Origin of the sequence: Caballeronia sp. ATUFL_F1_KS4A, assembly GCF_023630905.1 — a bacterium.
Lineage (GTDB): Bacteria > Pseudomonadota > Gammaproteobacteria > Burkholderiales > Burkholderiaceae > Caballeronia > Caballeronia zhejiangensis.
On the sequence record NZ_JALQEB010000035.1, the window covers coordinates 1 to 21,732 of the forward strand.

General features: G+C 63.3%; 20 protein-coding genes. 9 read left to right on the forward strand and 11 right to left on the reverse strand.

Annotated elements, in window-relative coordinates; translation table 11 throughout:
• Positions 1–375: 375 nt before the first annotated feature.
• Both NCS03_RS22585 and NCS03_RS22590 read right to left on the reverse strand, forming a co-directional pair.
• On the reverse strand, positions 376–708 hold the full coding sequence (locus NCS03_RS22585) for a DUF2322 family protein (RefSeq protein WP_250529830.1): 333 nt from the start codon (positions 706–708) through the stop codon (positions 376–378).
• An 81-nt stretch (positions 709–789) separates the two neighbouring features.
• Positions 790–1,236: an SRPBCC family protein gene (locus tag NCS03_RS22590; RefSeq protein WP_250529831.1), complete on the reverse strand. Its 447-nt coding sequence runs from the start codon at positions 1,234–1,236 to the stop codon at positions 790–792.
• A gap of 164 nt (positions 1,237–1,400) precedes the next feature.
• Here NCS03_RS22590 and NCS03_RS22595 point away from each other — a divergent pair, with 164 nt between their 5' ends.
• The 6 genes from NCS03_RS22595 (at position 1,401) to NCS03_RS22620 (ending at position 7,496) form a co-directional block, all read left to right on the forward strand.
• The gene (locus tag NCS03_RS22595; RefSeq protein ID WP_175981210.1) at positions 1,401–2,885 is read left to right on the forward strand and encodes an MmgE/PrpD family protein; all 1,485 of its coding nucleotides are present in this window, start codon (positions 1,401–1,403) and stop codon (positions 2,883–2,885) included.
• Between the two features lie 214 nt (positions 2,886–3,099).
• Positions 3,100–3,975, forward strand: coding sequence for a glycine betaine ABC transporter substrate-binding protein (locus NCS03_RS22600; protein ID WP_175981212.1), 876 nt, complete (start codon positions 3,100–3,102; stop codon positions 3,973–3,975).
• 154 nt (positions 3,976–4,129) lie between these two features.
• Positions 4,130–5,491 carry an MFS transporter gene (locus NCS03_RS22605; RefSeq protein ID WP_008348555.1) on the forward strand — a complete coding sequence of 454 codons (1,362 nt, stop codon included), beginning with the start codon at positions 4,130–4,132 and terminating at the stop codon, positions 5,489–5,491.
• Between the two features lie 13 nt (positions 5,492–5,504).
• Positions 5,505–6,476 carry a dipeptidase gene (locus NCS03_RS22610; protein ID WP_250529832.1) on the forward strand — a complete coding sequence of 324 codons (972 nt, stop codon included), beginning with the start codon at positions 5,505–5,507 and terminating at the stop codon, positions 6,474–6,476.
• 75 nt (positions 6,477–6,551) lie between these two features.
• Positions 6,552–7,112, forward strand: coding sequence for a PAS and helix-turn-helix domain-containing protein (locus tag NCS03_RS22615; RefSeq protein WP_008348559.1), 561 nt, complete (start codon positions 6,552–6,554; stop codon positions 7,110–7,112).
• Between the two features lie 201 nt (positions 7,113–7,313).
• Complete coding sequence (locus NCS03_RS22620) at positions 7,314–7,496, forward strand: hypothetical protein (RefSeq protein ID WP_008348560.1); 183 nt, start codon at positions 7,314–7,316, stop codon at positions 7,494–7,496.
• Positions 7,497–7,573: 77 nt separating this feature from the next.
• Here the strand turns inward: NCS03_RS22620 and NCS03_RS22625 are convergent, their stop codons facing one another.
• The 4 genes from NCS03_RS22625 to NCS03_RS22640 all read right to left on the reverse strand — a co-directional run bounded on the left by NCS03_RS22625 (position 7,574) and on the right by NCS03_RS22640 (position 12,628).
• Positions 7,574–9,553 (reverse strand): PhoX family protein, encoded by a 1,980-nt coding sequence (locus tag NCS03_RS22625; RefSeq protein WP_250529833.1) that lies wholly within the window; start codon positions 9,551–9,553, stop codon positions 7,574–7,576.
• An 88-nt stretch (positions 9,554–9,641) separates the two neighbouring features.
• Positions 9,642–10,259, reverse strand: coding sequence for a hypothetical protein (locus tag NCS03_RS22630; RefSeq protein WP_250529834.1), 618 nt, complete (start codon positions 10,257–10,259; stop codon positions 9,642–9,644).
• Positions 10,187–10,537 carry a double zinc ribbon domain-containing protein gene (locus NCS03_RS22635; protein ID WP_250529835.1) on the reverse strand — a complete coding sequence of 117 codons (351 nt, stop codon included), beginning with the start codon at positions 10,535–10,537 and terminating at the stop codon, positions 10,187–10,189. Before NCS03_RS22635 ends, NCS03_RS22630 begins: the two co-directional genes overlap by 73 nt.
• Before the next feature lie 27 nt (positions 10,538–10,564).
• On the reverse strand, positions 10,565–12,628 hold the full coding sequence (locus tag NCS03_RS22640; protein WP_250529836.1) for a heavy metal translocating P-type ATPase: 2,064 nt from the start codon (positions 12,626–12,628) through the stop codon (positions 10,565–10,567).
• A gap of 202 nt (positions 12,629–12,830) precedes the next feature.
• Here NCS03_RS22640 and cadR point away from each other — a divergent pair, with 202 nt between their 5' ends.
• Entirely contained in the window at positions 12,831–13,262 is a 432-nt protein-coding gene (cadR, locus tag NCS03_RS22645) for a Cd(II)/Pb(II)-responsive transcriptional regulator (RefSeq protein WP_008348568.1), read from the forward strand.
• Between the two features lie 20 nt (positions 13,263–13,282).
• Here cadR and NCS03_RS22650 read toward each other — a convergent pair whose 3' ends face one another.
• Genes NCS03_RS22650 through NCS03_RS22660 form a run of 3 tightly spaced genes read right to left on the reverse strand, consistent with a single transcriptional unit; the run spans position 13,283 to position 17,213 of the window.
• Positions 13,283–14,311, reverse strand: a complete 1,029-nt coding sequence (locus NCS03_RS22650) for an alpha/beta fold hydrolase (protein ID WP_034472629.1) — start codon at positions 14,309–14,311, stop codon at positions 13,283–13,285.
• A 39-nt stretch (positions 14,312–14,350) separates the two neighbouring features.
• Positions 14,351–15,856, reverse strand: coding sequence for a M81 family metallopeptidase (locus NCS03_RS22655; RefSeq protein ID WP_250529837.1), 1,506 nt, complete (start codon positions 15,854–15,856; stop codon positions 14,351–14,353).
• A gap of 31 nt (positions 15,857–15,887) precedes the next feature.
• Positions 15,888–17,213, reverse strand: coding sequence for an MFS transporter (locus tag NCS03_RS22660; RefSeq protein ID WP_008348574.1), 1,326 nt, complete (start codon positions 17,211–17,213; stop codon positions 15,888–15,890).
• A 135-nt stretch (positions 17,214–17,348) separates the two neighbouring features.
• Here NCS03_RS22660 and NCS03_RS22665 point away from each other — a divergent pair, with 135 nt between their 5' ends.
• Together NCS03_RS22665 and NCS03_RS22670 are read left to right on the forward strand one after the other, a co-directional pair.
• A complete protein-coding gene (locus NCS03_RS22665) occupies positions 17,349–18,308 on the forward strand; it encodes a LysR family transcriptional regulator (RefSeq protein WP_250529838.1) in 960 nt (319 codons plus the stop codon).
• 50 nt (positions 18,309–18,358) lie between these two features.
• A complete protein-coding gene (locus tag NCS03_RS22670; RefSeq protein WP_250529839.1) occupies positions 18,359–18,616 on the forward strand; it encodes a hypothetical protein in 258 nt (85 codons plus the stop codon).
• A gap of 5 nt (positions 18,617–18,621) precedes the next feature.
• Here the strand turns inward: NCS03_RS22670 and NCS03_RS22675 are convergent, their stop codons facing one another.
• Complete coding sequence (locus NCS03_RS22675) at positions 18,622–19,245, reverse strand: hypothetical protein (RefSeq protein ID WP_250529840.1); 624 nt, start codon at positions 19,243–19,245, stop codon at positions 18,622–18,624.
• Positions 19,246–19,397: 152 nt separating this feature from the next.
• The gene (locus NCS03_RS22680; protein WP_250529841.1) at positions 19,398–21,677 is read right to left on the reverse strand and encodes a putative bifunctional diguanylate cyclase/phosphodiesterase; all 2,280 of its coding nucleotides are present in this window, start codon (positions 21,675–21,677) and stop codon (positions 19,398–19,400) included.
• Positions 21,678–21,732: the final 55 nt, after the last annotated feature.

Here is a 21,732-nt window from a genome sequence, read left to right on the forward strand (position 1 = left end):
ACAACTTAGGTAGACGTTTTAACGACCCGAGGATTGCATCGCGCAATCGCTTGGCATTCCGAATCGGGACAATTTAGGCGAGGATTTTGACCTAATGTTCTGCTGCCTTGAGTCAGCTAAAACGTATTTGGGAATCGTCCGAGGGCGAAGGCGCTCGGACGACGAGAAGTGCGCTTCTAGTCCTTTTCGCCGTCTTAACGAGCAGCACAGACAGCGTGCGTAGAAAGCCGACCGTGCCCACCGGGTGCAAAATGTTGAGTATTCCGACACCTCGAAGCGCGACCTAAAAGAAACCGCCGGCAATCGGCTTAGTTAGCGTGATGAGAGCGTCAATGCCGGAGCCGGCTTTCACTTTAATGCGCTATTCGCGGCGCCTCAACGCGCCCGAACCACGTCGACCCGCAACGCCTCGCCGCCATCGACGATCGCAATCAGCCGATCCACATTCGGATGCGCGCCCGGGCGATCGCGCGCATCGGCGGTATGTTCGGCGAACACGGCGAGACCATGCTCGGCGGCTTGCGCGTCCAGCGCGCCGAACGCCTGCTTCAGATAGTGATAGACCGCGAGCGAGCCCTGCTTGCCCGGCTTGTTCTCGATGCTCGCGACCACGTCACCTTTGCCATCGACCAGATCGATGCGCTCGATGCCGTCGATGGCGGGCAATTGGGCGAGGTTATCCTTGAATACGTTGCTCGGCTGGATCACGAAAAGCACTCCACGTTATGAATTGATGTTGCGGGGCGCCGTATCTTATCCGATCAACGAGAGGCTCGATCGCGCGCATCGTCACTCGGGGATCACAGGCTCGACGAGCCGCGCGAGTTGCTCCAGCGACTCTTGCCAGCCGAGATAGCACATCTCCACCGGAATGACTTCGGGCACGCCCTCCTGAACGATGCTCAACTCGGTCCCGCACACGACCTGCTTCAACGAAACGGTGACCTGCATTTCGCCGGGCAGGTTCGGATCGTCGAAGCGGTCCGTGTAGCGAATCCTCTCGAACGGCACCAGCTCGACGTACTCACCACCGAATGAGTGACTATTGCCCGTGCCGAAATTGCGGAACGACATCTTGTGCGTGCCGCCCTGGCGCGCATCCATGTGATGGACCTGACATGTGAAGCCGTAAGGCGGAAGCCACTTCGCGATCGCATCGGGTTCGAGGAACGCGCGATAAAGACGCTCGGGCGTCGTACGCAAGACACGGTGAAGGCGGATGGTTCCGGTGGCCATGGTGTGCTCTCCTTTCGCGGAAAAATTGGACACATCTCTACGACGATGCATCGAAGCGTGAATCGACATGCAAGGGAATCGGGAAAACCCTTGGTTCGCCTCGTTGCCGCGGAATGATACTTGCGCGCGGGTTCCCACTTGTGCCATTTCAAGGAAACGACTCCATGCCCAACATCGATCGCCGTAGCTTTCTCATGACCAGCGCAGCAGGCGCTTTCGCATCGGCGGCAGGCACGACAGCGTTCGCGCAGACAAGCAACGCCGCATCTGCATCCGCTTTCGCATCGGCCAGTGGGGCGAATGGGAAGCCGCCGCGCGTCACGCGCATTCTTGCGGACTTCATCGTAAGAACGGGCTATGGCGATCTGCCCGCGCCGGTGCGCAAGGAAGGCGTCAGGACGTTGATGAACTGGGTCGGCGTCGCGGTCGGCGGATCGCACGACGAGACCGTGAATCGCGCAGTCGCCGCGCTCACGCCGTTCTCCGGTCCGCCGCAAGCGAACCTGCTCGGCCGGACCGAGCGCTTCGACATCATGAACGCGGCGTTCATCAACGGCGTGAGCAGTCATATCTTCGACTACGACGACACGCATCTGAAGACGATCATTCATCCGGCCGGACCGGTCGTGTCGGCGATATTGGCATACTCGCAATATCGCGCCGTCACGGGCAAGGACTTTCTGAACGCGCTCGTGCTGGGCGTCGAAACCGAGTTGCGAATTGGCAATGCGGTGTATCCGAATCATTACGATGTCGGCTGGCACATCACCGGTACGTGCGGCGTGTTCGGCTCGGCGGCGGCGACGGGCAAGCTGATGGGACTGAGCGTCGAGCAGATGGTCTGGGCGCTCGGTCTCGCCGCCTCGCAGCCGGTCGGCTTGCGCGAGTCGTTCGGCTCGATGAACAAGAGCTTCAATCCCGGCCGCGCCGCCGCGAACGGCATCTTCGCGGCACTGCTCGCGGGCCAGAACTACACGAGCTCGGACGGCATGATCGAAGCCAAACGCGGCTGGGCCAACACGATCAGCACGAAGCAGGATTATCGCGAGATCACGGAGGGCCTCGGTTCGCATTGGGAATCGACGTTGAATACGTATAAGCCTTTCGCGTGCGGCATCGTCATTCATCCGTCGATCGATGCAGCGATCCAGTTGCGCAATCAGGAACACTTGAGCGCGGATCGGATCGCGCGCATCGATCTTCGCGTGCATCCACTCGTGCTCGAACTGACGGGCAAGAAGACGCCGCAGATCGGGCTCGAAGGCAAGTTCAGCATCTATCACGCGGTGGCGATCGCGATCATCGACGGCGCGGCGGGCGAGAAACAGTTCAGCGACGCCAAGGTACGCGACCCGAAGACAATCGAGCTGCGCGACAAGGTGAACGCGATCGTCGATCCGTCCATCAAGCCGGAACAGGTCGACATGACGATCACGCTGAAGGATGGCCGCAAGCTGCACAAGTACATCGAACACGCGATCGGCAGCACGCAAGTGCCGATGACCGACAAGCAGCTCGAAACCAAGTTCTCCGATCTGGCGGACGGCATCCTCACGCCGGAGCAAACGCGCGCGCTGATCGATAAATGCTGGCACGTCGAGCAACTGGACAGCGCGAGCGAAATCGCGACTTCGGCGCTGCCGCGATGATCGTTCATCCGAAGAGCGCCAGCTCGATGTATCGACGTTCCATCCGACGATATAAGCAAAGAACATTGACGTCGCGTTAATGCGCCCGAATACTGCGGACTGCAGGGCGTCGCCTGCAACTGCTTAATCATCCGTCGCAAATGAATGCGTTATAGATCAGGAGAATCGATCGCGTCGCGTCTTCCATAAAACCTGTCGATGCAAGGAAACGTCAATGAAGAATGCCTTGTCCGTGAGCTTCGCCATGAAAGCTGCCGTTGCAGTCTCCACTGTCACGTTCGCGATGTGCGCGAGCGCCGTCGAGCCGATCAAGATCACGCTAGCCAATTGGGCCGATACGCAAGCGGTCGTCTATACCGCGAAGTACGTTCTCGAAACGAAGCTGCAACAACCCGTTACCCTGACCACGGCGGACCTCGGCATTCAGTTTCAGGGCATCGCGCGCGGCGATGTGGACCTGATGCTCGGCGCGTGGCTTCCGGTCACGCACGCGGCCTACTACGCGCGCTTCAAGAACGACATGGAAGATCTCGGCGTCATCTATTCCGGCGCGAAGATCGGCTGGGCGGTGCCGGATTACGTGCCCGAGAGCGAAGTGGCGTCCATCGGCGATCTGAACAAGCCCGAAGTCAAGAGCAAGTTGAACAGCACGATTCAGGGCATCGAACCGGGCGCGGGCGAGATGGTCGCTTCGGAAAAGGCGCTGAAGGAATACGACCTCGCCGGATATAACCTCATTCGCGCAAGCGAGGCCGGCATGTTGACCGCCGTTGCGCGCGCGTATCAATCGAAGAGCTGGATCGTCGCGACGGTGTGGAGTCCGCACTGGCTCTGGCAGAAGTACAAGATGCGCTATCTGAAAGATCCCAAGGGCGTGCTCGGCGGCGACGAGCAGATTCACGGCTTCTCTTCCAAGCAGTTCGCGACGAAATTTCCGCGCGCGAATGTCTTCATCCGGCACTTCAAGCTGACGCTGGCGGATGTCGAATCGATCGAGCTCGACGGCAACGCATCGAACGACTGGAGCGCGGCGGCGAAGAAGTTCGTCGACAGCCATCCCGAGAAGGTCCAGGCGTGGCTCCAGCAATAGGCGCGAAGCCGCGCCCGGCCTTGCACGCCGGGCGCGGCGGCGTCGTCGGACCGCCGATTACCTAGGTAATTGGCACGTATGGACCTAAGTAATTTGAGCACTTACGCTCCTTTCAATCCGGATCGAATCCGACACGCGAAAGGGGTGAAGCGCCATGCCACATCAAGCAACTCACGAGGTCGATACCAAAACGCTGAGACGTGTCATCGCGGCGGCGTCGATCGGAAACTTTGTCGAATGGTTTGATTTCGCGGCGTACGGCTTTCTCGCGACCATCCTGACGCGCGAGTTCTTTCCCAGTGGCGATCCCACGGTCGGTCTCCTGAAGACGTTCGCGGTCTTCGCGGTCGCCTTCGCATTCCGTCCGCTCGGCGGCCTCTTCTTCGGCGTGGTCGGCGACCGCATCGGCCGCAAGCGCACGCTCGCTTTCACCATCCTGTTGATGGCCGGCGCCACGACGCTGATCGGGCTGCTGCCGACTTATGCGAGCATCGGCTATTGGGCGCCGCTGCTTCTCACGATCATCCGCTGCGTGCAGGGCTTTTCCGCAGGCGGGGAATACGCGGGCGCGTGCGCCTATGTGATGGAGCACGCGCCGCGCCGACGCCGCGCGTTCTTCGGCAGCTTCGTTCCGGTCTCGACGTTCTCTTCGTTCGCATGCGCGGCCGTTGTCGCCTATGCGCTCGAATCGTCGCTCTCGCCCGCGGCGATGGTCGACTGGGGCTGGCGCGTGCCGTTCCTGATCGCGGCGCCGGTCGGTCTCATCGGCGTGTATCTGCGCGTGAATCTGCACGAGACGCCGGCATTCCAGGCGCTCGAAGGCAAGCATGAAGTCGCGCATGCGCCGCTGATGGAAACCCTGCATTCGCAGTCCGGAAACATTCTGAAGCTCGGCGCATTCGTTTCGGTGACGGCGCTTTCGTTCTACACGTTCACGACGTATTTCGCGACCTACATGCAGGTCGCCGGACATCTGACGCGCGGAACATCGCTTCTCGTGACCGTGCTCGCGCTCTTCTTCGCCGCGGCGCTGTGCCCGCTCGCCGGTCTGTTCTCCGACCTCGTGGGCCGCCGCGCGACGATCGCGACGACGTGCATCTTCATCATCGTCTCTGTCTATCCCGCCTTCGCGCTCGGCGGATCGGGAAATCTGTCGCCTTCGCTGCTCGGCGTTGCGCTGCTCGCGGTGGGCGCGGTGCTTTCGGGCGTGGTCACTGCTCCGCTTCTTTCGGAAGTGTTCGCGACGAAGACGCGATACACCGCATCCGCGATCACGTACAACCTCGCGTACACGATCTTCGGCGGCACGGCGCCGCTCGTCGCGACGTGGCTGATCGCGGAAACGGGAACGAATCTGTCGCCGGCGTATTACCTGATCGCCGTATCCATCTTCGCGATGATCGGCGGCCTCTCGCTGCGCGAGACGTCGAAGACCGCGCTCGAAGAAGCAGGTTCGTCGAACAAGAGCGCAAGCAGTGGCCCGGCCGTCGAGCGCGGCATCAAGAGAACCATCTGAACGGATACACGCGATGAATAGCCTTCACGATTCGAGCATCATCATCGACGGACTGAACATCTCGAAGTTCGAGCGCTCCGTATTCGAAGACATGCGAAAGGGCGGCGTCACCGCCGTGAACTGCACCGTGTCGGTGTGGGAAGACTTCCAGAAGACCATCGATAACATCGCGGAAATGAAGCAGCAGATCCGCGAATACAGCGAGATTCTGACACTCGTACGCACGACCGGCGACATCCTGCGCGCGAAGAAAGCGAACAAGACCGGCATCATCTTGGGCTTTCAGAACGCGTATGCGTTCGAGGATAACTTAGGCTATATCGAGGTGTTCAAGGAGCTGGGCGTGAATGTGGTCCAGCTTTGCTATAACACGCAGAATCTCGTCGGCACGGGTTCTTATGAACCGGATGGCGGCTTGTCGGGATATGGCCGCGAAGTGATTCAGGAGATGAATCGCGTCGGCATCATGGTCGATCTTTCGCATGTGGGCGCGAAGACTTCTTCCGATGCGATCGCCTGCTCGAAGAAACCCGTCACCTACTCGCACTGCTGCCCTTATACGTTGAAAGAGCATCCGCGCAACAAGACGGATGAGCAATTGAAGGAGATTGCCGAAGCGAACGGTTTCGTCGGCGTGACCATGTTCATGCCCTTCCTGAGACGAGGCGCCGATGCGACCGTCGACGATTATCTCGAAGCTATCGAATACGTCATCGATCTTATCGGTGAAGACAAGGTCGGTATCGGAACGGACTTCACGCAAGGCTATAGCACCGAGTTCTTCGACTGGATCACGCACGACAAGGGCCGTTATCGCCGTCTGACGAACTTCGGCAAGGTCGTGAATCCGGAAGCCATTCGCACGATCGGCGAGTTTCCGAACATCACCGCCGCGATGCAAAAGGCCGGCTGGAGCGAATCTCGCATCAGGAAAGTGATGGGCGAAAACTGGCTGCGCGTATTCGGTGAAGTCTGGAACGGTTGAAGCGAAAGTCCGTGCGAAAAGTGCCGAACCTCGGTGTTACAGTAACTTTTCGCCAGACGCGACAATCTTCCCGACATGACCGATTCGCCCAAGCTCGACTACGAGGACTTGTTCAGGCATTTGCCCGTGGCCGTCATCGTCGCGAGAGAGCGGATCATGGTCGACTGCAATGCACGCGCGCTGGAACTCTTCAGGGCAAAACGCAGCGATATCATCGAGCAATCGTTCTCGAAGCTCTATCCCGAGCAGAAGGATTTCACCACCACCGGTCATCGTCTGGCGCCGCTGCTTGCAAAGCATGCCGTATTCAGCGATGACCGCATCATGCGGCGCGTCGACGGAAGCTACTTCTGGGTGACGGTCGGCGGCTTCGGCTATAACCCGAAGCGGCCTTTCGAGCTTGCGGTCTGGACGTTCACGGATCTGTCGCAAGGCACGAAGCAATCAGACAACGCAAGCCTGCTGACCGAGCGCGAGCGCGACGTCGCCGCGCTGCTCGTGCATGGCATGACGAGCAAGGAGATCGGCAAGGAGTTGAACATCAGCCCTCGCACGGTCGACATCCATCGTGCAAGCCTGCTTCGCAAATACGGCGCGCGAGCCACACAAGACCTGATCGCGCGGCTCCTGGCCTGAATCGGCGCGAACTGCCGCAATATTCAGACGAAAGCGCTCGCGTAAAGAAACATTTTCCGATGCCGATAACCTGAAGCAGAAGGAGCCGGACGCCAGATCGTTCGCGCCTTTTCGACATTCATAACGCGTGTTCCGCAGCCATACGGCGCGGGCCGACGACATCCGGAAGAGAAAGAAGAAATGGTCTTCAGTTACAGGGACATGATGGTCACGCCGGCGGCGGTCCGGCACGGCGACGCGTTTGCCGCGACGGCGCGAATCCAGGATTTGAACGGGATGGAGCGTTCGGTGCGCTTGGCCGGCGAGTTTCCGAACGTGGAAGAAGCGATCCGCTATGCGATTGCGGCCGGCTTCGAATATATCGATTACGAGCAAAGCTGCTGAACTCCGCGAGGCGCGCCGCGTCCGCGACGCACCTCGAAGCTACGCATTGAGGGAAGCGTTGCGCTTCCCCTGGCTCGTCAACTCAGCTTGACCGAGGTTGCATCGGCGGTCAGATAGCCCACCGCCGCGCCGTAGCGATCCTTGTAGTTCGCGCGGATCAGCGGATCGAGCGTCGCCTGCACCTTCGAATGCAGCGGCGTTTCCCAGTCGCCCGCATGCTGGAAGTTGCTCATGATGTAGGTCCAGCCGTTGATCTCGTCGACCGCGTGCAGGCCCGTCGATTCAGCGCCCGACGGCGCCGACAGAATGCGCGACAGCGACTTCGTATCGACGTTGTATGCCCACAGGAAGTTGTTGACGTGCCGGCCGCTGTCTTCGCCGATGAACAGCGTGCGCAGCTTCTCGGAGAACTTGAGGTTATCCGGATTCGCGATGCGCTCCGGGTTGCCGATGTTGCCGAGCGCATCGGCGGAAATGTCTTCGCCGACGAGCGCGGCGGGCGCGGCCATGTCGACCGGAACCCATTCGCTGTTGATCGCCGCGCCGGTCAGATCCTTCTGTCCGCCCTTCAGATTGAACGCGTACACCGCGCCGGAGTTGATGGTCTTGTCGACGGCGAATTCGGCCGCGTGCGCGTCGCCCTTGACCATAGACTTGACGATCTGCGACATCGCCGAGTACACGATCTTGTCCTTCGCGTTGACCGTCGTGCCTTCGAGCTTCGTGAAGCACATGCTCGCGCCGCGCAATGCCGCGTAGCGATGCGTCTCCAGAAACGCGGCCGCCTTCTCCATGCCCGGCTTGATGCGAATCCAGTTGAACGCGCCGTTGTAGTTGATGCGCGTATAGCTCGCATCGAGCGTCGCGCCGACGGTCGCATCGCTGACGACATCCATGATGTCGGCGAGCGTCAGCGTGTTGGCGAGGTTCTCGATTTCATCGCTCGTCGCGTGGCCGAGGTTCATCCACGTCAGATTGGCCGAGCCCGCGCCCGCCGATGACGTCATCGCGCATTTCGCGACGTAAAGCGTGCCGGCCGAAAGATCCGCTTCCTTGTCCGCGACGAACATGAAGACGCCGCCGTTGGTCGCGTCGTCGCCCATCATGACGGTGCGCTTGTCGGGCATCACTTGAATCAGCTCGTGCGAGATGCGGCCGAGGCAATAGTGCTTCTTGATCGTGCCGGTGCCGTCCGGGTTGACGGTGACTTCGGGCACATGGCCGTAGTGATACGGACGGGCCTTCGTTTGATCGCCGTAAAGGTTCTGGCTATACGCGAGGAACTGCGCGTCCTTCGAGCCGAGCGCCGCATCCGGCTCGTACTCTTCGCTCGACAAATGCGTGTTCCACGGCGAGAGGCTCGCGCCGCACGTGATCCACAGACCGTTCGCCTTCGAGGTATCGACGTTCGCGTAGCTCACGAGCGTCAGCTTGCCGGTGGCCGGATCCTGATCGAGCGTCAGCACGGCGATCGGCGACGGCAGGCGGCCGTACATGCTCGCGGCATTCTGGTCGCGCGTCGTGTATTCGAACTGCACGACGGCGAACACGGCGTTGCCCTTCACGCCCTTGACGGTCGTCTTGTCGAGCTTGATGAGCGACGTGCCGTCCGGGCAGTCCGAGAAGAACTGGCGCTCCTTGCCCGCCACCGACTTGTCGATGATCGGCTGATTGTCGATATCGAAATAGCCGCCCGCGACGATGGTGCCGCCGGCCGTGTTCGGCACGACATCGCCCGTCACGAAGAACGGCTGATACGCGAGCTTGTACGCGCGATTGCTGCCGTCGCTGAAGTTCACGGTCATGGTCGAGCCGACGGTGGTCTTCGCCATCGCCGCGGGATCGGCGAGCGTCGGCGCGGCCATGCTGCTGAACGTCGCCGTGGTGAACGCAGCCGTCGACGCGGGCGCGGACGCGTTCGTCGCCGCGTTGCTGTCGCTGCCGCCGCATGCGGTGGCGAGCAGCGAAGCGGCGGTCGCGCCGCCGAGCGGCAGCATCGGTGCGCCGGCGAGAATCTTGAGAGCTTTGCGGCGGGAGAGGTCGAGTGGCAGCGCCATGTGTGGTTCGAGTCCTTGATCGTGGGTTTGTACCGGCGATGAATGTCCCTGCTTCGGGCCGTTGCAGCCCGATGTGCCGGTTGACGCGCTACTTTAGGAAAGAAATGTGAAATTTGTTTGACAGGACGCTGTAATCTCTTGATTCCTCGACCGGAACGTAGAAATTCTCCGCTGAGGCTTTGCTATCGGCCGCTGGACCGACGGTTCCGATTCCGGCGGCGGCAATTTCAACGCCAACCAGGGCGCGCATTACGTCGTCGGCAATCGGCTGACGCTCGCCAAACGCACGGGCACCCTCGCCTGCACCAATCTGATGGCCACGTCGCCCGATCGGATCCGACAGCAACGCAAGCGTCACGAAGGACACCGTCTTCGCGGGCGGACAGGTCATGGGCGGCGGCATGAACGTCATGTCGCGACTGATGGGCAACGATGCGACGCATCCTCCCATCGCGATCGTGTCCGCCGCGAAGCTGCCCAACACGGGAGACGTCACCGGCGCCGTCGTGCTGGCGTGCAACTGATCGCCGCGCGACCGTTCTGATCGCATCGCGAAGAAAGGCCACTCATCAGTGGCCTTTTTTTTGGCTTCCAGTCTTGCGAAGGCGGCGCGTTCCCCACACGCTCCGACAATCAAACCACGCGCTTCCCGCAACTGACGCAGTACCGCGCGCCCGCCTGGATCGACGTGCCGCACGTCGGGCATCGGCTGGGATCGAGCGGCGTGTCGCACTGCTTGCAGACGGCCGTGTCCGGCGGATTCGACTTGCGGCATTGCGGGCAGATCACATCGGGCGGCAGCGGCGGAATCGAGCCGGGATGACGGCCCCACGATTCATCGCCGTCGTATTCCTGATAGCCGTCCCGATGACGCCGGTCATGCTCTCTCCGATGGCTGCCGTGCCCGCCGTGCCCGCCGTGCCCGCCGTGCCCGCCATGTCCGCCGAAGTGACCGTTCTCGAACAGCTTCCGCAAGAAACTCATGATTTGCTCCTTTTGCTGGTGAGGTGCTCAGTTGAAGCGCTTGTGCAGAATGCGCAGCCCGTTGCCGACGACGAGCAGGCTTGCGCCGACATCCGCGAACACGGCCATCCACATCGAACCGAGTCCGGCCACGGCGAGCGCGAGAAACACGCCCTTCACGACGAGCGCGAACGCGATGTTCTGCACGAGAATCGCGTGCGTCGCCGACGAAAGACGGATGAACGCGGCGATCTTGCGCAGGTCGTCGTCCATCAGCGCGACGTCGGCGGTTTCGATGGCCGTATCGGTGCCCATCGCGCCCATCGCGAAACCGATGTCCGCGCGCGCCAGCGCAGGCGCGTCGTTGATGCCGTCGCCGGCCATGCCGACCGCGCTGCCGTCCGCGCCGAGACTTTCGATGGTGCGCAGCTTGTCCTCGGGCAACTGGCCCGCCTCGACGCGATCGATGCCGACCGCGCTGGCGATGGCGCGCGCCGTGTGCGGGTTATCGCCCGAGAGCATCGCCGTCTGCACGCCGAGCGCGTGAAGCCGGGCGATCGCGTCGCGGCTCGATTCCTTCACGGTGTCCGCCACGGCGAAAAGCCCGAGGACGTTGTCCGCATCGGCGAGCATCACGACGGTCCTGCCTTCACGCTCCAGCGCTTCAGCCCGGCGCTTCGCATGGCTCGCGCCGCGTCCGATGTCTTCCATCATTCGCTGATTGCCGAGCCAGTAAGCACGGCCTTCGACGACACCGCGAACGCCGCGCCCCGGCACCGCTTCGAACGCCTCCACCGCGATGCGCGGCCCGCCGTCCTGGCTCGCGGCCTGCGCGATCGCGAGCGAAACCGGATGATCGGAACGGCCCGCGAGACTCGCCGCGATCGCGCGCACGCGGCCTTCGTCCATGCTCCGGTCGAGCAGCGCGAAATGCGTCTGCACCGGCTTGCCGTGCGTGATCGTGCCGGTCTTGTCGAACGCGAGCCAGCGCAGGCGCCGTCCGCGTTCGAGAAAGGTTCCGCCCTTCACGAGGATGCCGTGCCGCGCCGCCGCGGCGAGTCCGCTGACGATCGTCACCGGCGTCGAGATGACGAGCGCGCACGGACACGCGATGACGAGCAGCACGAGCGCGCGATAGATCCACGCGTACCACAACTCGTCGAACGCGAGCGGCGGCACGACCGCGACCGCTATCGCCACGAGAAGCACGAGCGGCGTATAGATGCGCGCGAAACGATCGACGAAACGTTGCGTCGGCGCCTTCGCACCTTGCGCGCTTTCGATCGCGCGGATGATGCGCGCAAGCGTCGTGTCCTTCGCCGCCGCCGATACGCGAAACTCGAACGAGCCGGTTTCGTTGACGGTGCCCGCGAACACATCGTCGCCCGGCGACTTTTCGACGGGCAGGCTTTCGCCGGTGATCGGCGCGTGGTTGACGGCGGAGCGCCCGGACGTGACGACGCCATCCAGCGCGATGCGCTCGCCCGGCCGCACGCGCACGACGGCGCCGCGCGTGACGGCGCTCGCTTCCATCGCGCGCCACAGGCCGTCGGCTTGCAGAACGGTCGCCGTGTCGGGCGCGAGCTTCATGAGTCCCGCGATCGCGTTGCGCGCCCTTTGCAGCGACTTCGCCTCGATGAGTTCGGCGATCGTGAAAAGCGCCATGACCATCGCGGCTTCCGGCCACTGTCCGATGACCATCGCGCCGGTCACGGCGATGCTCATCAGCGCGTTGATGTTGAGGTTGCCGTTGCTGATGGCGATGAAGCCCTTGCGATACGTCGAGAAGCCGCACGAAGCGATCGCGGCGAGCGCGAGCGCGACGACGAGCCAGGACGGTCCGCCGAACCCGCTCGCAGCCTCCGACGCCGCCGCCGCAACGCACGCGAAGGCGAGCATCCACACCGCGCGCTTGCCTGCGGGCGCGTCGTTGCGGGGTTCGGTGCGCGGCGTGAAGCCCAGTGCGCGCAACGCATCGAGAACGGATGCGAGCGCGTTGGCATCGTGTTCGACGGTCAGCACGCGACGCAGCAGATTGAACTCGACCGATCCGACTCCCGGCATGCCCGCGAGCTTCTTGCGGATCAGCGTCTCTTCGGTCGGACAATCCATCTCGTCGATGACGATCTCCGTCCGAACCGAAGCTTTCGTCTTTATTTCGTATTCCTTTAAATCATTTCGGACACGACGATCAGCCGGCTCAGGCCGGGGCTTGCCGATGCTCTCGGGACGTAACATACTGGCTCCTTTTCTTGACTTTTCCCGAATTGAACACCTTGGAGCCACTCCAGGGTCAAGAAAAAAGGATGCCGAAATGAAGATAGGGGAACTGGCGCGCATAGCGAATTGCACGCCCGATACGATCCGCTTCTACGAAAAGGAAGGGCTGATTCCGCCGCCTGCAAGGACGGACGCGAATTACCGGACTTACGACAAGACGCATGTCGAACGCCTGCGCCTTATCCGCAATTGCCGCGAGCTCGACATGACGCACGACGAAGTGCGCGCCCTGCTCTACGCATTGCAGGCGCGCTCGCCGGATTGCCGCGAAATCGATGCGCTCGTCGATGAGCATATCGGCCACGTAAGCGCGCGCATCGACGAATTGATGAGGCTGCGCGACCGGCTCACCGCATTGCGCGAGACATGCCGCGGCGAGCACGCCGTCGATTCGTGCGGGATCGTGCACGAACTGACATCGCAGAAGACGCCGGGACGCAGAACGAAGAAGTCACACGTCGGCTAGCGCTTCGTCCTGCATGCGCGTTACATGCGGCTTGCGTCGATGACCGCATCGGCGAATGCTTTCGGCGCCTCTTGCGGCAGATTGTGGCCGATGCCGCCCGCGACGTTCCGATGCTCATACTTGCCCGTGAACTTCTTGGCATACGCCGACGGATCGGGATGCGGCGCGCCGTTGGCATCGCCTTCCATCGTGATCGTGGGCACGCCGATCGTCGGCGCGCTCGCGAGCCGCTGTTCGAGCGCGTCGTATTGCGCTTCGCCCTGCACGAGCCCGAGACGCCATCGATAGTTGTGAATCACCACGGCGACGTGATCGGGGTTATCGAACGATTTCGCGGAACGGTCATACGTCGCGTCGTCGAAGTTCCATTTCGGCGATGCGAGTTGCCAGATCAGCTTGTTGAAAGCATGACGGTTCGCCTCGTAGCCCGCCTGGCCGCGCTCGGTCGCGAAGTAGAACTGATACCACCATGCGAGCTCGGCTTTCGGCGGCAGCGGCGCGCGATTCGCCTGCTGGCTGCCGATCAGATAGCCGCTCACCGAGACCATCGCCTTCACGCGTTCCGGCCACAGCGCCGCGATGATGTTCGCCGTGCGCGCGCCCCAGTCGAACGCGCCGAGCGTGGCCTGCTGAATCTTGAGCGCATCCATCAACGCGATGATGTCCACCGCGACCACCGCCTGCTGTCCGTTGCGCGGCGTGTCGGCGGAAAGAAAGCGCGTGGAGCCGTACCCGCGCAGATACGGCACGATCACGCGATAACCCTGCGCCGCGAGCATCGGCGTGACTTCCGCGAATGCGTGGATGTCGTAGGGCCAGCCGTGCAGCAGGATCACCACGGGACCGTTCGCCGGACCCGCTTCCGCATAGCCGATGTTGAGCGCGCCCGCGTCGATCTGGCGAATGCCGGCGAAGCCCGCACTCGACGATGCGCGCGGCGCGGTCTGCGCGCGCACGAGGTCGCTGAAACCGAGCTGCATCGCGCCTACACTCGCGACCGCCGTGCCGAGCAAGCGTCGGCGCCGCGCGTTGATCTGATCGTCCGGCATCTTTTGATTCTCCTTGTCCATGTAGTCGATGAAAAACGTTCACGCAGCCGATGCGCGCAGTTCGGCGAGCGTCGGCCCGAGCGGTCGCACACGCATGCGCGAATCGAGATTGCGCCAGGGCAGATCGGCCGGATCGGCGGCCATCGGGCCGGGCGCTTTCGCGACGAGCACGCGCTCGGCGATCGGCTCGAAATCGGCGCGGAAATGCACCGAGCTCTTGTTCACCAGAATCTTCATGCGCTCGGGCTCGATGCCCGCAACGCGAAAGAGATTGCGGTCGAAGACCTGCATCTTGATGCTGCTCACCGCGATACGCACGCCGCCGATACGCAGGCAAGCGGTCGGTCCCAGTTCGCCCGACATGCCATTGAGCATCGGGCCGTCGAAGCGAAAGCGGCCATCCGACAAATACTCGACTTCGAACTCGCCTTCAAGCGGCGCGTCGCCGGGCACGTTCGAGCCGCCGCCCAGCGCTATCCTGATGCGGGCGCCGACGCCCGCGCGATGCGCCGCATGCGCCGCCTTCTCGTCCCAGATAACGCCTACCGCAGCGTCGCGCGCGTCGTGGCGCAGCAGTGCGCGGACCATGCCCATCGTGTTCGAATCGCCGCCGACGCCCGGATTGTCCTGCGTATCCGCGATGATGACGGGCTTGCCCGCATCGCGGCTCGCGTCGATCGCTTCACGCGCGGCTTCATCGGGAGAGAGGAACGGCACGTTCCAGCGCGCTTCTTCGTCCACGAGTTGCGTGTATAGCCTGTCGACCGCGAAGTCCGCCGCCTCGCCGTCGAGCGCGTAGCCCCAGAACACCGGACCGCATTCGTCGAAATCCGATGCCGGAAAGCCCGGCGCGAACGACAGCGACACGACATCCTTCTCCAATGTCTCGAGCATGGCGTACATGCCGCGCGCCGGTTCGACGAGCGTGCACATGCCGTTCACCGGAATCAGAAACGGAATGCGCCGCATCGCGCGCGCGAACGGCTTCCCGTGTTCGATGCGCTTTGCCAGCAGATGCGCCGCGCGCAAGCCCGTTTCGGCCATATCGACGTGCGGATACGTGCGATACGCGACGAGTGCATCCGCGAGTTCGACCATGCGCGCCGTGACGTTCGCATGCAGGTCGAGCGAAACGACGAGCGGCATCGCATCGCCGACGATGTTGCGCACGCGCGCCAGCAGTTCGCCTTCGCCATCGTCGAGATGTTCGGCGACCATCGCGCCGTGCAGATCGAGATAGATCGCGTCGAAGCCGCCTGCCTGCACGCGATCGACGATCGCGCCCGCGATGCGCTCGTATGCGTCCTGCGTCACATGCGCCGATGCGCTCGCGCCCGCCCAGATCACCGGAATCGGCTCGTGCCCTTGCGCCTCGGCCCATTGAATGAAACCGCCGATCGGCACGTTCACGTCGCGCAGCTCGAGGACATCGTCGCCGTGCGCCATCGGCGGAAAGCCTTCGCCCTGGATGAAGCTCTGGTAGCTCGCCTTCGTCGGCGCGAAGGTGTTCGTTTCGTGCTGGAATCCTGCGATCAGAATCTTCATGACCTTTGTCCTTTCGAGTATCGATTGATGTTCAGGCCGCGCGTGCCGTGGCCGCGGCAGCCGTGCGCCTGTTCGCGAGAATCAGCACGCAGGACAGCGCCGCCATGCACGCCATCACGACGAGGCCGCCGTTCGTGCTGCCGGTCGCGGACTTGACCCAGCCGATCATCGCGGGGCCCCAGAATCCGCCCGACAAGCCGATCGTGTTGATGAGCGCGATGCCGCCCGCCGCCGCCGGGCCGGAAATCGTTTCGGAAGGAATCGCCCAGAACACCGTGTAGGCCATCCACATGCAGGCGGTGGCGAGCGTGAGCAGCGCGAGCGTCGCGACGACGTTGCCGTTCGCATACGGCGTCATCACGAGCAGCGCGGCGGCGGCGAGCGCGGGCACTGCGCTGTGATAGCGGCGCTCGCCGACCTTGTCGGAACGGCGGCCCGCTGCGTACATCGCGACGGCCGCGGCGACGTACGGAATCGCGACGTACCAGCCGAGGCGGATCGTGTCGTGCATGGAGCCGCTGAGACCCTGCTCCTTGATGAGCGTCGGCAGCCAGAAGCTGATCGCGTAGATTGGAAAGATGATGCAGAAGTACGCGATCGCCAGCAGATAGATGCGCGGGTTCTTCGCGATCTCCGCGAACGATTCGATGCGATGCGACGCGCCGCCGTGATGACCGACTTCCGCCTCGACGAGCCGCTGTTCGTCCTGCGTGAGCCAGCGCGCATCGGCGGGACGATTGGCGAGCACGCGCCACACGAGCGCGCCGAGCGCGATGCACGGCAGGCCTTCGACGAGGAACATCCACTGCCAGCCCGCGAGTCCGCCGACGCCGCCGAGCGACGCAATCAGCCACGCCGACAGCGGCCCGCCGACGACACCGCCGAGCGGCCCCGCGACGAACACGAGCGCAATCGCGCGCGCCATGCGCTTCGGGCCGTACCAGTTCGAGAGGTAATAGATCATGCCTGGCGCGAAACCCGCTTCGAAGACGCCGAGCAGGAAGCGCATCGCGTAGAACGCGGGCACGTTGCGCACGAAGAGCATGCACGCCGACGTGATGCCCCACAGCACGAGAATGCGGCTGAACGTGAGACGCGCGCCGATCTTCGGCAACATCAGGTTGCTCGGAATCTCGAACAGCACATAGCCGATGAAGAAAATCCCCGCGCCGACGCCGTACGCTGCATCGGAGAAGCCGAGATCGCTTTGCATCTGAAGTTTCGCGAAGCCCACGTTCACGCGGTCCAGATACGCGAACATGTAGCACGCGATGAGGAGCGGCAGCAGCCGCCAGTTGATTCTGCTGTAGAGCGCCGAAACGGCATCGCCGCTGCGCAGGGTCTGGATCGTCGACATCCGCGTCTCCTTGTCTCGTCTTCCCTTTCTCGGGTAAGGCGATGTTGAGCGCGTGCGACCGTGCGAGCAAGAGCAACAAAGTTCACGTATCGTTGCTCTGCGAGCAACGCATTCCTTCCCATACGGACGACGACCATGCGCGAAATCAATCAGCAACGTCTGCGCTATTTCCACGAAGTGCTCACGCACGGCACGATTCGCGGCGCGGCGGATCATCTGAACACGTCGCCGTCGGTGATCGCGCGGCAGATCAAATTGCTGGAAAACGAACTCGACACGACGCTCTTCGAGCGCGAGCCGCGCGGCGTGCGGCCGACCGAAGCGGCGTTCCATCTGCTCGAATTCTGGCGCGGCTATCGTTCGCAGCAGGAGAAGTTCGAGGATCAGCTGCATGCGCTCAAAGGCCTGCAGCAAGGGCAGATTCGTCTCGCGGTGAGCGAAGGCTATGTCGATACGCTCGTCGACGATGTGCTCGCGCCGTTCTGCGCGCGCTATCCGCGCCTCGAAATCGACGTGCAGATGCTCGCGGTCGACGATCTGCTCGAAGAAGTCGCGCAGAGCCGCGCGCATATCGGGCTCGCGTACAACCCGCCGCCGCACGAGCGCATCGAGATTCGGGCAAGCTCGCCGCAGCCGGTCGTGCTGCTCGCGCGGCGCGATCATCCGCTGGCCGTGCGCGGCGGCGTCGCGCGGATTCGCGATCTGCTCGAGTATCCGCTCGCGCTGATGCCGCCCACGTTCGGCATCGGCCATGTCGTGAAGATGCTCGAAACCACCGACGATCTCGCGATCCGCCCGACGCTCACGACGAACTCGCTCGGCGCGCTGAAGCGCTTCGTGGCCGCGGAAAATTTCATGACGCTGATCGGCGAATTCGCCGCGTATCGCGAGCTAGCGAGCGGCGAGCTGACGACGATACCGGTCGCGCATCCGCTTTTCGAGAGCGCGCAGGCGAAGCTGCTCGCGAAAGCCGGACGTCCGCTCGCGGCCGGGCCGCAGGAACTGCTCGACTGGATTCTGACCCGCATGCCGATGTTCGCGCATGCGCGCGCCGCGCCCGTCAGACGAACGCGCGCTCGGGCACGTCGCAAGTGATCGCGGAACGGCGCTTGCTGCGCTACGGAAAACATCCTCAGGAGAATGCGATGAACCGCGAACCGTCAGATCCCGTGCAGCGCGCCGACGACCGCCGCGAGGCGCTCGGCGAGGGCGACGTCAAGGAAAAAAGCGATGGCACGATCGAGCAGCGCGAGCACGGCAATATCGATCCGACGCTCGTTCCGAAGGGCAAGGATCATCCCGAGCAAGGGCCGTACACGCCCGAGCACGATCTGAAGGATCCCGACACCTCGCCGGACGCAAGCGCCGACCATCCGAAAGGCAAGCGCGACTCGGAGGCGTGAAACGCCTATTGCCCGCCGTCGAGCCTCGCCTTCTCCGCCGCGATCTGATCGGCGATCTTCGCGGCGAGCGCATCGAGCGAGGAAATCGACTGAACCTCGTTGATGACGAAGCGCGCCGCGGCGCCGTAGGGCTTCGGCGCGGCCGCCGATTTCTGCCCTTTCAGTTCGCCGCTCGTGTCGATCTGCGCCGGCGCGGCGTCCGGGCTCGCCGCGAGATTGGCGAGCTGCACGGTGACATGCGTGTTGGGCGTCTTGTCGGATGAACCCATCGACGGCAACGCGGAGCCGAATCCGCTCGACAGCGTTTCGTCGAACTCCCCGCTGACGAGCCAGCCCGATGCCGGCGGCGGCGAATCCGCCGTCACATGGCAAGCGGCGAGACCTTTCCCGTTCAGCGCCTTGACGATGCCATCCGCCAGCGCCGATGCGTTCTGATCCACTTTCACCGCATTGCGCGCCGATCGCAATCGCGAGCCGAGCACATGCGACGCGCCGCTTTCACGGCTGACGGCCGTAAAGTCGCGTACCTGTATCAGTTGGCCGGCCGCGGGCGGGCACTGCGGCGCGGACTGGGCGCATGCAAGCGAGCCGATCGTGGCCAGCGCAACGCCCAGGCAAAAGGTCTTCATCGGTGCTCTCCGTCGGAGAACGATCGTCGTCAACCGCCGCAGCAACACGCCCAACGCGAAGATCAGGTGGCTCATTGCGTCCATCCTCCGTTTCCGGCCCGCATCCGCGAATGCCGCGATGATAACGCCGGGCGGCCCGCGCGGGCACGCGTTTAGCGCACGGTCGCGGCGTCTTCTGCGTCTGTCCGCATCATCAGGCTCGCGAGCAGGACGGGGCGGCTCAACAGAAAACCCTGCACCTTGTCGCAGCGCACGTCGCGCAGCGTGTCGAGCTGCTCCTGCGTCTCGACGCCTTCCGCGACCACCGTCACGCCGAGCTTGTGCGCGAGATCGATCACGCCTTCGACGACCGTGCGCACCATCGCGTCGGTGGCGATGTTGTCGACGAAGGATTTGTCGAGCTTCAGCACGTCCGGCCGGAAGCGCGCGAGATAGCTGAGACTCGAATAGCCGGTGCCGAAATCGTCGATGGCGATGCGTACGCCCATCGCGCGAACGTTCGACAGCACGACCTGCGCATCATCGACGTTGTCGATCAGCGCGGATTCGGTGATCTCGAGCGTGATGCGGTTCGAATCGATGCCGGCGCGCCTGATCGCGTGCCGCAGAACCGACACGAGGCGCGGATCGCGGAACTGTTTCGGCGACACGTTGAGCGCGACCGAGCAAGCCTGCGGCAGCGCGAGCGCGAGTTGCGACCCGGCCTGCACGGCCTCGCGAATGACCCAGTGCCCCGCCTCGACGATCAGCGCGCTCTCTTCGAGCACCGGCACGAACGCGCCCGGACCGAGCAGCCCGAGCTGCGGATGATTCCAGCGCAACAGCGCCTCGACACCGACAAGGGCACCCGAATCGACGCGATATTGCGGCTGATAATGCAGCACGAACTCGTTCTCGCGGATCGCGCCGTGCAGTTGCGCTTCGAGATGCGCGCGCGCGAGATCGTCCTTCTCGCGATCGCCGAACACGCGAAACGTGTTGCGGCCCGCGCGCTTCGCGGCGTACATCGCCATGTCGGCGCTGATGAAAAGCGCTTCGGGCGTGCGTCCGTGTTCGGGATAGAGCGCGACGCCGATCGAGCACGTCATCGTCACGCTCTTGCAGTCGATCTCGATCGGACGATGGCACGCGAGCGAGAGCTTGCGGCACGCGCGCTCGATGCTTTCCTGATCGAAGCTGCCGGGCAGGATCACGGTGAACTCGTCGCCGCCCGGCCGCGCGCCCACGGCGCCATCGGGCAGCGTTTCCGCGATGCGTCGCGCGATGGTGCGCAGCACCGCATCGCCGGCGATATGACCGGCAGTGTCGTTGATCGACTTGAAGCGATCGATGTCGATGAAGAGATACGCGAACGGCGCGAGCGCTTCACAGCGCTTCACGAGCGCGTCCATCATCGCGTTGCGATTGGCGAGTCCGGTGAGGCTGTCGGTGTTCGCGAGCCGATGCAGTTCCTGAAGGCGCTGGCGCTCGTCGGTGGCATCGACGCACACGCTCACGACGCGCGACACCGCGCCGTCCTCGATGACCGGATAAATATCTGCGCGCACCCAGCGCGTGCGATCGTGCGGCAGGCAGAGACGAAAATAGCTCTGCGTGGCCGCGCCCGTGTTCACGGCGGTACGCATTTCGTCGCGCAGCGCGGGCAGGTCTTCGGGATGCACGCTTTGCGACCAGGCGGTCTGATCGGCTTCGAGCGCGGACATCGGCATTTCCCACATGCGTTCGAACGCGGAGCTCACATGCAGAAGCTCGCGGAAATCGCGCGTCGCGGTCCAGAAGACGGCATCGACGTGATCTTCCATGTCCTTTTGCACGCGCGCGTTGCCGCGCAATTCGTCGATGAGATTGCGCTCCGCCGTGATGTCGCGCGACTTGCACAGCACCGCGCTCACCCGTCCGTGCTCGCCGTAGACGGGCGCGAAGGTCGACGTCCACCATTTCAGCGTGCCGTTCATCGTGCGGCAGGCTCCGGAGAACGACGTCGATTCACCCGCTTTCGCGCGTTCGAAGGCACGCCGCGCGTCGGGGCCGTCCCAGAGCGCGAGCCAGTCGACGCCGATGAGATCGTCTGCGTGATCCGCTTCGATGAGCCGCCCGCCGACCTCCGAAATGCACATGATGCGGCCTTCGAGCGACAGCAGCTTGAGACAGTCCTCGGCGATGGCGAGCAGCCCATGCGCGACCTGACGTGCGACGAAGATCTTGCGATTCGCTTCGTGCATGCGATGCACGACGAACGCCGCGCCGAAGACGAGCACGCCGAGCAACACGTTCCACGGCAGCGGCACGAAGAAGGTTCCGCACGCGGCGGCGAGCACGCCGAGCGGCGCGGGACCGAGCGCACCGAAACGGCGTGCGCGTTCGATGTAAGGCCGGTTCCTGGCGATGGTGTCGCCGATGGTCCCGAGGAAATCGTTGGCGCCTCTCTGCACCGTTCTGGCCCTGTTCTATTGATGGGTTTGATCGGTGTTTATCGGCGCGGAGAAG